This window comes from Paenibacillus cineris, assembly GCF_018333335.1.
GTDB classification, from domain to species: Bacteria; Bacillota; Bacilli; order Paenibacillales; family Paenibacillaceae; genus Paenibacillus_AQ; species Paenibacillus_AQ favisporus.
On the sequence record NZ_BORU01000001.1, the window covers coordinates 3212006 to 3225277 of the forward strand.

General features: G+C 47.8%; 16 protein-coding genes. 6 read left to right on the top strand and 10 right to left on the bottom strand.

What is annotated here, in order from left to right; genetic code table 11:
- Positions 1 to 251 precede the first annotated feature (251 nt).
- Positions 252 to 1472, top strand: a complete 1221-nt coding sequence (locus KI379_RS14940) for an MFS transporter (protein WP_089550256.1) — start codon at positions 252 to 254, stop codon at positions 1470 to 1472.
- A 97-nt stretch (positions 1473 to 1569) separates the two neighbouring features.
- Here KI379_RS14940 and KI379_RS14945 read toward each other — a convergent pair whose 3' ends face one another.
- Positions 1570 to 1977 carry a hypothetical protein gene (locus KI379_RS14945; protein WP_244879301.1) on the bottom strand — a complete coding sequence of 136 codons (408 nt, stop codon included), beginning with the start codon at positions 1975 to 1977 and terminating at the stop codon, positions 1570 to 1572.
- 263 nt (positions 1978 to 2240) lie between these two features.
- On the opposite strand from KI379_RS14945, the gene KI379_RS34350 reads away from it, so the two are divergent.
- From KI379_RS34350 to KI379_RS14955, 3 genes are read left to right on the top strand one after another with little or no spacing between them, the layout of a single operon-like run.
- Positions 2241 to 2693, top strand: coding sequence for a CBO0543 family protein (locus KI379_RS34350; RefSeq protein WP_373309559.1), 453 nt, complete (start codon positions 2241 to 2243; stop codon positions 2691 to 2693).
- Between the two features lie 22 nt (positions 2694 to 2715).
- On the top strand, positions 2716 to 3507 hold the full coding sequence (locus KI379_RS14950; RefSeq protein WP_212984048.1) for a hypothetical protein: 792 nt from the start codon (positions 2716 to 2718) through the stop codon (positions 3505 to 3507).
- Positions 3508 to 3512: 5 nt separating this feature from the next.
- On the top strand, positions 3513 to 3974 hold the full coding sequence (locus KI379_RS14955; protein ID WP_212984049.1) for a hypothetical protein: 462 nt from the start codon (positions 3513 to 3515) through the stop codon (positions 3972 to 3974).
- Positions 3975 to 4024: 50 nt separating this feature from the next.
- On the opposite strand, the gene KI379_RS14960 is transcribed toward KI379_RS14955, so the two are convergent.
- Together KI379_RS14960 and KI379_RS14965 are read right to left on the bottom strand one after the other, a co-directional pair.
- Complete coding sequence (locus tag KI379_RS14960) at positions 4025 to 5212, bottom strand: serine hydrolase domain-containing protein (RefSeq protein WP_212984050.1); 1188 nt, start codon at positions 5210 to 5212, stop codon at positions 4025 to 4027.
- 330 nt (positions 5213 to 5542) lie between these two features.
- Positions 5543 to 6928 (bottom strand): family 4 glycosyl hydrolase, encoded by a 1386-nt coding sequence (locus tag KI379_RS14965; protein WP_212984051.1) that lies wholly within the window; start codon positions 6926 to 6928, stop codon positions 5543 to 5545.
- Positions 6929 to 7101: 173 nt separating this feature from the next.
- Between KI379_RS14965 and KI379_RS14970 the strand changes: the two genes are divergently transcribed.
- Positions 7102 to 7944, top strand: coding sequence for an AraC family transcriptional regulator (locus KI379_RS14970; protein ID WP_212984052.1), 843 nt, complete (start codon positions 7102 to 7104; stop codon positions 7942 to 7944).
- 47 nt (positions 7945 to 7991) lie between these two features.
- Here the strand turns inward: KI379_RS14970 and KI379_RS14975 are convergent, their stop codons facing one another.
- From KI379_RS14975 to KI379_RS14990, 4 genes are all read right to left on the bottom strand, one after another.
- Positions 7992 to 8429, bottom strand: coding sequence for a VOC family protein (locus KI379_RS14975; RefSeq protein ID WP_163875551.1), 438 nt, complete (start codon positions 8427 to 8429; stop codon positions 7992 to 7994).
- Positions 8430 to 8575: 146 nt separating this feature from the next.
- Positions 8576 to 9181: a TetR/AcrR family transcriptional regulator gene (locus KI379_RS14980; protein WP_076164652.1), complete on the bottom strand. Its 606-nt coding sequence runs from the start codon at positions 9179 to 9181 to the stop codon at positions 8576 to 8578.
- Between the two features lie 395 nt (positions 9182 to 9576).
- Entirely contained in the window at positions 9577 to 10017 is a 441-nt protein-coding gene (locus KI379_RS14985; protein ID WP_212984053.1) for an ATP-binding protein, read from the bottom strand.
- Between the two features lie 93 nt (positions 10018 to 10110).
- Positions 10111 to 10770 (bottom strand): FMN-dependent NADH-azoreductase, encoded by a 660-nt coding sequence (locus KI379_RS14990; protein ID WP_089547654.1) that lies wholly within the window; start codon positions 10768 to 10770, stop codon positions 10111 to 10113.
- 171 nt (positions 10771 to 10941) lie between these two features.
- Between KI379_RS14990 and KI379_RS14995 the strand changes: the two genes are divergently transcribed.
- Positions 10942 to 11457, top strand: coding sequence for an RrF2 family transcriptional regulator (locus KI379_RS14995; protein WP_076164643.1), 516 nt, complete (start codon positions 10942 to 10944; stop codon positions 11455 to 11457).
- A 107-nt stretch (positions 11458 to 11564) separates the two neighbouring features.
- Here KI379_RS14995 and KI379_RS15000 read toward each other — a convergent pair whose 3' ends face one another.
- The 3 genes from KI379_RS15000 to KI379_RS15010 form a co-directional block, all read right to left on the bottom strand.
- A complete protein-coding gene (locus KI379_RS15000) occupies positions 11565 to 11936 on the bottom strand; it encodes an iron chaperone (protein ID WP_212984054.1) in 372 nt (123 codons plus the stop codon).
- Between the two features lie 20 nt (positions 11937 to 11956).
- On the bottom strand, positions 11957 to 12265 hold the full coding sequence (locus tag KI379_RS15005) for a hypothetical protein (protein ID WP_076164638.1): 309 nt from the start codon (positions 12263 to 12265) through the stop codon (positions 11957 to 11959).
- A 99-nt stretch (positions 12266 to 12364) separates the two neighbouring features.
- On the bottom strand, positions 12365 to 13219 hold the full coding sequence (locus KI379_RS15010) for a helix-turn-helix domain-containing protein (protein ID WP_212984055.1): 855 nt from the start codon (positions 13217 to 13219) through the stop codon (positions 12365 to 12367).
- Positions 13220 to 13272: the final 53 nt, after the last annotated feature.

Genomic DNA, 13272 nt, shown 5'->3' on the forward strand with positions numbered 1-13272 from the left:
AGATCCGGTTTACTTTAACATCCCCTAAATTTTGAATCGTCCAAAGTAACGCATGCCTCACATCTCCAGTGGCATCCAAGTATAAGACAGCCCTTGGCGGTTCTGAGAATGTTTTTCTCCCCCTCCCTTCCTTCTTTTTTTCATTTCATATAAAATGAATGAGCACTATGTAAGCAAATACATAGTTTCGCCTAACCGAAACTATACGTTCGGCATTTTTCCACACCAAGAAAGGATGACTTGCATTGAATGTGAACACTTCGTCCGTGCTCCATAACCGCTCATTTTTGCACTTATGGATTGCGCGGATTTTCTCGGCCAGCGCGTTTCAAATTCTGTCCGTCGTCATTGGTTGGCAGATGTACGCACTGACGGACAGCGCCTTTCAGCTCGGCTTTGTCGGCCTGGCCCAGTTCCTGCCTATGCTGCTGCTGACGCTGCCGGCCGGGCAGACGGCGGACCGCTATGATCGCCGTACCATCGTGTATATTTGCCAACTCATGGAGTGCGCTGTCGTCGTCTTTCTCGTCATCAGCAGCATTGAGGGCTGGATCACCTCTGTCCATTTGTTGATCGCCGCGGCCATTCTTGGCGCTTGCCGTACCTTCGAGGGTCCGGCTTCTGCCGCCCTCGTGCCGGATATCGTCGACCGCGAGCAGCTGCCGCAGGCAGCCGCCTGGTCCGCCTCGGGGATGCAAACGGCGATGATCGTCGGCCCGTCGCTCGGAGGCGTACTCGTGATCTGGGGCATCTCTACGGCCTACATTACAACGCTGGTCGCACTCCTTATATCCGTCGTATTGATTTTCTTCGTGAAGACCGTTCATTTCGTTAAAAAGCTGGATGCCGTCGGGATTGACACCTTTTTCAGCGGTCTGCGGTTCGTATTCGCCCGTAAAATCATCCTGGGCACCATCTCGCTCGATCTGTTCGCCGTTCTGCTCGGCGGTGCGACGGCATTGCTGCCCATCTTTGCCGACGAAATCCTGAAGACCGGTCCGACTGGCCTCGGCCTGCTTCGCGCCGCGCCAGCAGTCGGCGCGATCGTTGTTTCGCTGATTCTCACGCGAATTTCGATTGAGAAAGCCATTGGCAAAACGCTGTTTGCCTCGCTCGTGATGTTCGCCTTGGCGACCATCCTGTTTGGCATCTCCCGCAGCATCTGGCTTTCGCTCTTCGCGTTGTTTCTCACCGGCGCAGCCGACGTCGTCAGCGTCGTGATCCGTTCGACGCTTGTACAGGTGAACACGCCCCAAGAGATGCAGGGCCGGGTCAATGCCGTTAACTCGCTCTTCATCGGCACTTCCAATCAGCTCGGCGAATTCGAATCCGGCACGATGGCCGGGTTGGTCGGTGCCGTGCCGGCAACCATCATCGGCGGCGTTGGTACCCTTGCTGTTGCCGTAATCTGGATGTATTGGCTTTTCCCGGTTCTTCGGAACCTGAAGACCTACTCGACGGAAGAAGGGTAAAAAACTGCATTGCATCTTACAATTTAATAGTAGCATCTAAACTCAAAAAACCTTCAATCCATGCCACGGATTGAAGGTTTTCGCTTTGGTCCGGCTCTTACTCCTCTTCGCTTTCGCAAATCACTTCAGTAAATATATTCAATGGGAAAATGGTAGGCACTCTTCGTCCCGGGGTCTGGACAAACTCGACAAACCCCCGGCCCACGCGGATTAAAATCCCGCTCAATTCGCCGATATCTTCTGCGGTGGCCGTCAAGTCAAAGGGTTTCGTCCGTATAACCTTTTCATTCGTGACGATATAGAAGGAGGTTTGAATTGCGACTACAGTCTTGCCAACTGTAAACGAAGACTTGGTCACATTGGAGAGCTTGCCTGTCGTTTTGGTTAATCTCGGAAACCCGGGCTGGAACACCGTAACCGTTCGTCCCACAAGCGCCTGCAAGCGCTGCACCAATGTAATATTCTGTGGAGCGGGACAGCCGTGAATATTGTTGTTCCCCATCATATCTCCTCCTTAATCATCATAAGTTGACTCTATTAATGTATGCTGTCCCTATGGTAATGCTTGGGTAGAAACACGGCCCGGCCAAAAGTATGATCTTTTTGGGAGACTAGTAATGCCTATCAAAAATTCGATAAGTCCTTGTTACCATCGCCGATGGCTTTTTACTGTCTTCAGTGAAGGGGGTTTATAATCATCTGAATCATCCCATAATGCTAATCAGGCACAGAACTGCGCCGGATCAAAATGGGAAGTGGTCAATAAGCATGGTCTATATATTTGTATTTTTTTTATTTCTGAACATTTTGTCTTTTTCTGTTCCCAAAAATTTAAGCAGGATTGAGGTTTATGCGACTTCTTTTTTTGCCTACGCATTCGGTCTTACCACGGATGTGGTGTTTGACCTGCATTATGATCTCTATGGCTATCTATCCCCTGGATTCCAGTGGTTATCTATGTTGGCAATTATCATGTATTTCCCGTCCGTCAGCTTTCTGTTCTTGAATTTTTTTCCTTTCCATAAGAGAAACTGGTCCAAAATCATATATATTTTAGCGTGGTCCGCATTTTCGATCAGCTTTGAATGGCTGACCTTGCAGACTGACTTTTTTTATTACAACGGTTGGAAGCTGTGGTATTCAGCTGTATTGTATCCCTTTATATTCTTAATTCTGGTGTGTAATCTGAAACTCGTGAGAAGGCAAACAACCAATCGTTAAGTGTATTTATGGAGGAAAGTTCGTGGATAATTACAGGAATGTCGAAAACAAATTCCGCCGCTACAAAGCCCATATTTCCATTGCAGGCACCACCCAGTTTCATATCCGCAATCCGTATATCATTGCTTGGTGGTCTGCAGCATTTCCGGGTTTTGGGCACCTCCTGTTAAGCAAATATTTACGTGGGCTCACCTTGTTTATATGGGAAGTGATTGTCAATTACAACGCAAAGATTAATCTGGCGATGGTACATTCGTTTTGCGGGAATATTGAGTCAGCGAAAGAGGTACTGGATTCAAGGTGGATGCTCATGTATATTCCGGTTTATCTGTTTGGCATTTGGGACAGTTACCGGACATCGGTCGATATGAACAAAGTTTATTTGCTCGCTGAAAAAGAAAATGCGCCATTTAACTCTTTTACCATCGGAGCGATGGAAATTAATTATTTGGATAAACGGCAACCCGTCATGTCGGTCATCTGGTCCTTATTTATGCCAGGGCTTGGACAGCTGCACATTCACCGCATCGTCACCGCGTTTTTCTCACTTGCTTGGACGATCGCATTTTTATATTTCTCCAAACTGCTTCTGTCCGTCCAATACCTGTTCCTTGGTCAATTAACGGAGTCAACGGCCGTGCTTGACAAACAATGGCTGCTGTTTATGCCCTCTATGTGGGGATTCGCAGCGTACGATTCGTATGCAAACACCGTGGAAAACAACAAGCTGTTTAACAACGAGCAGAAGAGCTTCCTGATCAAGCATTACCAAAGCCCTTCGTTTCAAGTAAAAAAGGGAAAGGTAGTGAAATAAACCGGATGGTACAAATATTTTCAACGTTTGAGCATTCCACCAATTTGGAATTAGCGATCACGGTTCTGGAGAAAAACGGAATCAACAAAGAGAACATTTTCGCTGTACCTTTAACGAACCGCAAAACAGAGCGGCGATTGTTTGACAGCATTCACAACGCAGACGGCATTTCATTGGTCAGCACAGGATCTGCGCTTGGAACGGCGTTTGCCGTCATTGGTGCCAGTGTCGGTTTTAAGCTGGCTTGGGGACCGATCTACTGCGGCCTGATTGGCACGTCAGCTGGTTTTATCCTTGGGGTTTGCATCGACTTGTTTTACTACAAAGTCATTAAAAAGCAGCGGCGTCTGTTACGGGGCAAAAATTCGGAAGTGATCCTCTTGATTGAATGCGAGGAGGAGCAGGCGGACACGGTGGAAGATATTTTATGGCATCATTATGCTTTTGGAACAGCAAGGGTCGTTTAAGAAAATACAAAAAGCCGCAACCATGCGGCTTTTTTCGCCTCACAAATCCTCTAAACGGCGGCTTTGTTATTGGGTTGGCGGCATCCTGCATCCCAAATGCTCGCATAGGCATAGTTCCGTATCGTACCGTGCCAGCGATACCACTCCGAACCATGTTCCTGCTGCGCATAGAACAGCGTGACTTCCGATTCAGGGTCCATGACAACGTAACAGCCTCTAGCGCCATCCCAGCCAAATTCCCCATGTTGGCTAAGTGCATTGTTATCCTCAGGATTCACTAAGGTTCTTACGCCTAAGCCATAGCTATAGCCCAGTTTGCTTCCCCCGCCGAATTTGGCAAAATCCTGCTGCGCAGTAGGTGACAGGCGGTTGCTTCGCATAGCATCCACTGTGTCCGGTTTAAGGATGCGCACGCCATTCGGTGCCAATCCGTAGTTGCATAATGCCTCTGCAAATATAATATAGTCTGCCACTGTCGAATATAATCCGCCGCCGCCGCTTTCATAAGCTGGACCTGGCTTAAGCTTTAAGGTTTCTCCAACGCTTTCTGCCGTGTGCGTCTTACCATTAAATCGATTGTACAGCTTGCAAAAGCGGCTCTCATCCTTTAGCTGGAATGAGGTATCTTTCATCCCTAGCGGATCGAAAATATTTTCCTGTACATATTGTCCAAAGCTTTGCCCTGTTATGACCTCGAGCAATGCACCCAGCACATCGTGGCACGCCGTATATTTAAAATGCGAGCCCGGTTCAAAGGCTAACGGCTCCTGCGCCACTGTCTTGATCACAGCAAGTGTCTGGCCCTTACTACTGCTCACGGCTACAGCCTTGTGTACTGCATCCGTATGAATCGTTTCGATTCCTGCAGTCATTGTAAACAAATGCTCGATGGTAATTGGATTTTGTGAAGGAAGCAGGTCGACTGTTCCATCTGGCAGCGAATGACGAACAAGCATGTGCTTAAACTCTGGGATGTACTCATACAAAGGATCCGTGAGCTTATATTTTCCTCGCTCTAGCAGCTGCAGCAGTGCTGTACAGGTCACGACCTTTGTTGCAGAATACAATTTGAAAATGCTGTCCCTTCTAAATGGAACCTGATTCTCTACATCTGAAAACCCGGTATAATGTTCGTAAACAGGCTGGTGTTTGTGATACATAGCGACACCTAAACCAGGAATGTTTTTTTCATTATAAAAAGTATCCAGATACGCAGTGAGCTTCGTAAAATTCATCATTTACCACCATCCCTTCTTCTTTATATACCCCTCAATCATATTTTATCTGAATACATATCTTCTATATAATAAGGTGTTATTAAAGATTCATGTGTATAATTGGCGTGATGGTGATGTACCCCAGACCGAAATGATAAATCCAGAACGATCGGAGGCTTGATTATCCAAAAACAACAAACGAGCTGCGCATAATGCGCCAGCTCGCTTGCTTGTTGTTGTACGGGCACGAAGGTTCAATCATGGAACTTTCTCAGCCTACTGCGCCCGGCTTTCTCCTACATATACTGACGCTCATGACGCCGAACCTGGTTTGGGTTTGGATTGTCAAGCTTAATACCAGGCATCAGGGATCATCTCCCGCTCCAGTGTCAGCAGTTCTTTGATGATCTGGTCTGCGTCGCTGATCGAGTTCACGAGCGGATCCGTCAGCATCGCTCTCCGCAGCTTCTCGTAGCTCTGCTCCACGACGGCCTCCGCCGTAAGCTCATGCGTATCCAGCACAAGCTCCTGCATGCCCCGGATTCCCCGCGGCATCTCGCCTACGTGAACGGGCTTCGCCCCGTCCATGCTCACGTCGCACAGCAGTTCCAGGAACGAGTCGTCGCTCATATTTGTGACCGCGCCGCGATTCAGCGTATTGATGAAGAACCGTTTCCCCAAGTTGCCTACCATATTTTCGATAATGTCCGTCGCGTGATCCGGGCCGAAGGTACTCATATAATCGGCAATCGGAACATTCCCCGTGAGGAAGTCGTCGACCTGCCGCCACATCTCGTCGTGCCGCTGATACCGGTCCTCCGTCTCCCATATCGATAACGGCGGAATGGCGTCCGGCGTCTTGCCGTGACCTTGCCAATAACGGACGTATTCCTTGGTATGGGCCGTACACGTAGGGATATACCCGAAAATATCGTACAGCTCATATGTAATGGCGTCGTTATGAAGCGCCTTTGCCCCGCGGTCTCCTCCGTTGTTCTCCTCGCCAGCCGCTTTGCGCATCGCCTCCGCGATCATGGGCATGACATCCTTGCCTTCGAACTCCGCTTTCAAAAGCCACGTGAAATGGTTGACGCCGGCGACGCGGAAGTCGAACTTCCTGTCGATCTCCTCGTTGAACCCGCTTCTGTCCCCGATAATTCCCGCCCGTACGGCGTAATAGGCTTTTTTATGCGGCATATGGTGGCTGTCGCACAGCGCGAACGATTTCAGCTTCGGCGCATAACGGTGTAAAGCGATCCCGTTTACGGTAGACGGGTTAATATAGTTGATCACCCAGGCGTCGGGGCACAGCTCTTCAACATCTCTAGCACATTCCATAATGACCGGCAGCTCCCGCATCGCCCGAAATATACCGCCTGGACCGATCGTATCCCCGGAACACATGCGAATGCCGTATTTTAATGACACTTGGCAGTCGATGCCCCGGTATTTGACCGATTGCTCCGCAAAGCTGAGTACGACAAAGTCAGCCCCCGGAAGCACCTGTCTTCGGTCCGTTGAGCCCTCCACTTTCAAAGATACGTTGTTCTCCCTGGCCACCATCTCCGCCAGTTTGACCATTTTCGATAATCGTTCCTCGTCCGTATCCACCAAAGCAAGCGTTCCCTGATTCAAGTATGGTGAATGGACCATCTGCCAAATGGACTGACGACCGAAAAACAGGCTGCCTGCTCCAATGACGACGACCTTCGGCTGCTGCATGTTCACACCGTTCACGAATAACCCTCCTCGTATGATATAAGTCCATTATAGGAGGATGGCCGGAAAACGGAATGTGAGATCGTTTCAAGTACATGTCAAAAAGTAATATCATTAACAATTCGTAAACCCTTTGTTATACTAAGTTTAAAATCACAGATGTCATGCAGTAAAGGAGGCCATGCATCCCGATGAATGCCAACATGAGTATTCTCAACGAACTCTCGGAGTATGTCACGCTCGGCATAAGCTCTTATTTAGAACAAACTCACGATAAGAATTGGATCGAACACAAGTCTCATCCCGATTACGATCTATGGTTCATTCAATCGGGCTCCGTGAGGGTAACGATCGGCGGGTCCGAACATACGGCGGGTCCGGGAGATGCGGTGTTTTTTTATCCCGATATGCCTTATAACGCTTCGACGACCGAGGACGGCTGCCGATTCATTTACATTCATTTCAATTTCGGTATCGGCGAACAACAGCGAATACTAGGTGAGTTCGAACTCCCTGGAATCGTGCCCAGCGGCCTGATCCAGGAGGAAGCGGTATTGTTCACACAGGCCTATCGCCGGTTGAAACAGGTCAGCGGCACACCGGGGAATCAGCTTTACTTGAAAGCATGCCTCCTTGCGGTCATTGCAAAGATCCTTGAGCTTCACGGGCAAGGCACCTACACTGGCACATTCCTCAACGGAAGGAAACCGGGTAAAACCGAAGGAAGCCTAAGTGTACTGCAGGACGTATTTCAATACGTGGATGCAAACCTGCACCGTTCCGTTCGGATGAATGAGCTCGCTGCGCTTGTCGGCGTATCCGAGAAGTATTTTATCTCCTTTTTCAAGAAAAGCGTAGGCATTACGCCGGGACAGTACATTTTCCAAATCAAAATGAACCGGGCACGAGACTATCTCTACGCCAAAAAATACACGATCCAACAGATCGCAGGCTTTCTCGGGTATCCTGATCCGTTTACCTTTTCAAAAGCCTTCAAAAAATATTACAACGTGCCGCCTTCGAAATTCGAATAACCCTGGTTGTCTGCGCATCCAACGTACGTCAGAGACGTGATCTCCCGTCATTTGACCTTCTCTGCCAATTCCAAAATGATTCCTTCCGGCCCACGAACATAACATAATTTGTAACTTTGTTCATATTGCTGGATCTCACTAAAGGTTTCCGTGCCCTTCTGTTTCAATGTGGATACGATGCCTTCAATGTCTTCAACCTCAATGGCCATATGCCGGATACCGAGCGTATAGGGATAAGACTGCTGAATTTCGGTATCATCTGACGGTTGATAATATTTGACCAGCTCGATCCATGCCTGGCTCCCTGGTGCCCCCAATGCTACGCAGGCTGTTTTTGCATCGCGGAGCCCTAGGACCCGATCCAACAGCTCGCCTTCCATCTCCCATTCCGCTCGCACCTCAAAGCCTATATCGAGAAAAAACGCTTTGGCGGCAGCGAGATCATTTACGTTTATACTTACATGATCTATTTTATTAACCTTCATCTCGCACATCTCCTTCATCCGAGAAATAATGATGCAGATCGCTTTTGAATGACGCAATAAGCTCAAACCAATATTAACGTATATCAACTAAAGCGATTTCTTTTCAATTGCTAAGTTGAGTTTGGTGAAACCGTTCCTCATCTTGTTTACTCACTCATGGCTTGACCACACAGCTCCTGAAGGTGGCGGACGATGATCCGTTCAATGGTCTCCGGCGCGTAGATCTCCGGCCGAAGCAACGCGAGGACCGTCAAGCCTTCAATCACCGCGGCCAATCTCAAGGTTTCGAGTTCCATGTCGATGGATGAGGGAAGAAGCTCTGCCTTAGCCAGAAGATCAAGGACGGTTCTGCTCAGGTCAAGAAGCCCGTCCGTGAGCTCATCCTTTTTATCTTGTAACGCCGAACTCGTGAGGGAACGGATGGCGAATACCCACCAGACGCCGGCTGCCGTTCGTTTGTCCGAATCCATGGGAAGGAGTTCTAAAACCACTTCCAGTGCGGCTTTCATCGGAATACGGCTTATCTCGATTCCTTTTGCTCTGTCGGCTCCTCTCGTTAAATAATAATCCACGATAAATAGCAGCAGCTCGTCCTGCGTTGAAAAATAATGCCGTAAAGCTCCAGGCGACACTCCTGCCGCAGCGGCGACGGCGCGGATTGACGCATGCTCGATCCCCTTTGTTTCAATAATTTTCCATGCCGATTCGGCGATCAGTTTTCTTTTTTGGTCATGGTCCACAATTTTTGGCATGGTGAAAACGCCCCTTGATTTTATTTTAACACACTGTATTATAATAAATAGCACAGTGTGTTATTTCATTTTTCAGTTATACCGTTCCGTGGTTACCAAGTCAAGGGAGCTGGACTTTTTATCAATTACAGAAGGGGGAATTCTGTGCAGGAGCAATCTAAAGGATTTCGCGTGCAACTGATCTGTTATGGGTGCAAAAGGGCATTTATCGCCTTCGAGGGCACTTCAGCTTACGACCGCGCGAAACGAAACAGAAATGGAATGTATTACTGCGAGGATTGCAAAAACCGGATTGAGCTTGAAGCGAGGCTGCAGCTGGGAAGACGACTGTTGACCGGAAGGGATTAGCAAAAAACCGTGCCGCCTAACGGCGCACGGTAAGTTTGTGTTATCCTTCATAAAGGTAATTTTTGAATCTCAAACGCATCGTTTAGCGACTTGACGATATACAGCTCATCAAAACCCTCACGATAAGACGGTCGTTGCAGCTTCTTCAAAGTGCTTATCATACCGATCTCAGGAACCTTTTCTTTCCCTTCTCTCTTGTTGTTACGCTCTTGGGATAATTCATAGTCAGGTTCGAAATAATACCCTATAACCTTATAATGATGTTTTTTTACGAAATCGATATATTTTTTTCGATCATCCACGGTGGGATTCGTATTGTCTACCACAAAGGATTGCATCGTTCGGACGGATGCTTCCAGATAAACATTCTCCCGGTGTCTTGTTCTCAACATATCAAGATTAACCCTCATATGAGTTGCAAAGAACCTTTCCTTGTAAAATGTTGATTTTCCGGAAGCTTGTATCCCAGTGAAAATGACGCATTCCATGACGGTTTTCCTTCCTGGCCTAAAGATGGCGGGGCGTTTCAGATCCGCTTTGATCTTTATCGTATCCCCCAGCACGCTCTTTAATACGAGCCCTTATCTCGTCACGCTGCCAGACATGCGATGTGCGAAACGTTCGGCCGCCTGAAGGGCCTCCTGCTTAGCCCGCTCCAATACGTTCTCTTTCGGTAAAACAGCGTTTCCCTGCGCGCGAATGATCTCATAGCTGTCAAATCCCATAAAGGTAAACATCGATCGCAGATATTGATGGGAATACTCCACTTCTGTGTACCAGTCGTTATTGGTGTATATCGATCCGCTTCCCTGAATAACGAGTACGCTCCGTCCGTCTTTGAGCAAGCCTACGGATCCCGAATGGGTAAACGTGTACGTTTCCCGCGGAATGAGAATGGCGTCCATGTAGTCTTTAAGTTTGGACGGGATATTGAAATTATGCATCGGCATCGCAATGACGATGTTCTTCGCATCTTTGAACTGCCGCAGCAGTTCGTTCGTCCGGTCCGTAACTGCCTGCTCCTCCGGTGTGAGCAATTGTCCTGCAGCGGACTTGCTGCGGGCCGCTAGAGCAACGTGATCCAGCAGAGGTATCTCGTCTCGATAAAGATTGAGTTGTTCGACCTCACCATCCGGGACAAGCTCTCTGTAACGCTGTAAAAAAGACTCGAGCACGTTTAAAGTCACCGAGGTGGTGGATTGTACGTCCGGATGGGCATTTAGAACCAGCATTTTATTCATGATGCATCCTCTCCTACTCATCTATAATTGTCGATAACATTAATCGTCGATTAGTTCTGTCGACATTATAACTTGCAATCATTCCGTTTGTCAATCGCGTTACGTTTGACATCAAAAATGTTTGCTTTTAACATTATGGTTAGTGAATTTGTCGGGAGGCAGGTGGCTTGCATGCAGTATAGTATCGGGGTCGAATATGCTTTGCATTGCCTCGTATATTTGATTGATCTCCCGGTGGACAGTCCGATCGGGATCAAAGAACTTTCCGCCTACCAAGGTTTGTCGGAGACGTATCTGTCCAAAATTTTCGGGAAGCTGTCCAAAGCGGGTATTGTGGATTCGGTACCAGGGGTCAAGGGCGGCTACAAGCTGGCCAAATCCCCGGATGCGATAACTTTCTGGGACGTCGTCACGGCCGTCGAAGGAGATCAGCCCATTTTTCAATGCCAGAACATTAAAGATAAAAATTATTTCTACCGGAGCAAGGAGAACAACGATGCGTGCGCTTCCTGTACGCCTTCGGATTGCCTGATCAACATGGTCATGCTGGATGCGGAGGAGAAAATGCGGGATTCTTTGCGAAGCCGGACCCTGCAGTGGATGAACGAGGAACTGGAGCGCACCTTGCCCAAGGAAACCCGGGAAGATGCGCGTGCCTATTTTAAGAAGAACATCAAGGTTAAGTAGGACAGGTTTTTGAAATTGGATATAAAATACAAAAAAAGCCGCGCAGCTGCGGCTTTTTTAACTAATGTGTATTCTCGAAATCTAGTGATTTGCACTTTATGAATAAGCTATGCCCGCCAAAACGTTGTGCAGTCTGTTTTATCCATAATGTTATATTTGATCATTTTTTCAAGTAAGGAGTAATCAACAGGACGATCCCAGCGGATCCGCACCAACTCCTTGGTGTGATCATAGCCAGATTGTACTATTTCATCGGAAAAACGAATAATTCCCGCCCTTTCAGGAGCAACAGCAAGATGATGCTTGGCAACGCTGAAGCCGATGATAAATGTGCCGTGATCGGTAAACATAGGCTGATTCCATGCAATCTTTGGCGTTAAATTCGGGAATGTTTTCGTGATCCAGCCCAGTATTTCTTCCAATCGGGCACGGTGCTCGAGGTTATCGATCCGTGTTAAGTATTCTTCAAAAACTTCCATGGTCTCCCCTCCTATGTCCATTACCCTTCCACGATGTCCGCCCGCAAATCTCCAGCAATTTCGATCATAAGGGGTACGACGTCTTGATGTGAGACAGCTGCATACAACTCCCCCATATAGTGCCTAAAAGGAATGAGGGTGTCTCCATGCCGCCACATAAAGAAATCCCCTTCGATCGACATGGTACTTTCTTCCCCTTGTACAGTCAGCACCGTTTGGTAAGTAAAATCAGCCTTGGTTGAAAAATAAGCTTTGCATTCTTCCAATGAAATGTCTTGATCACCGGAGTCCGGCTGCATCGATCTCGTAATTCGAAAGCGTTGATTCATAAATATCCTCCACAATAAATGACTTTCTACTTCATATCCTCCACTACCTTAATCGTTAAGCGGATCACTGTCAATGGAGGCTCAAAGGCTCTCCGTCTTTTATTGAACCGTGGAGAACTGGCGGGAGATGTTCCGGTATTTTGTAGGTGAAATGCCTTTTTTAGCCGTAAATTGCTTGATCAAGTGAGTGTCATACTCAAATCCGGCAGCGTGAGCAATTTCATCAAGCTTCATCCCGGTGTGCGTTAAAAGTTCACTTGCAACTTTTAAACGGTATGACAGCAAGTAACCCATGGCTGTATGACCGCATCTTTCCTGAAACAGCTTATTCAGCGTCACTCGGTTTAAATGAGCGCAGCTCGTCAGATCTTCCAAAGAAATCTTTCTGGAATAGTTCGTGTGAATATACTCTAGCACCAAATCGACAGGGGAATGTTCGCCATTCCGGTTTAAATCCTCGAGCAAACCTAAAATCTGGATGAGGTATTTCTTTATTCTGCACACCCAGCGGGCATCGCTTTGCGCCTGCACTTCCATGCCAAGTATGAAAAACCATTCAAATAATCGCGGGAATGCTTTCTCGGTGATACGGGGTACAGCTGTATATGAATCCTCCCTTTGAAAAAGGGAACGGCCTGCTTGTATTCTTGGACTCGACGGGAAATAGTCCCGTGTTTCAGAGAGAGTGATCGTGTTAAGAAAATCGGGATGAAAACGAAAGGATTGTGCAGCAACGTTTTGTTTTTCTGTCACTTCTATCTCATCATCCCCGGCCAAGCAAAGGATACCAGGAGCTGCGATCGATATCGGCCGTTCGTTTAACGTCCCGCTCATCCCTCCTGATGTGAAGAGAATGAGCGTATAACGCTCAGGATAAGGAAGCATGCTGAGATCCTCCACGGCGGCAAACTCAATGTTCACGATACGATGTTTGTGTCGATCTATTTGCGGCATAGCCATCACCTATCAAATTTTATAGTTAGATGCTTCGTTTATGTCAGTGTACC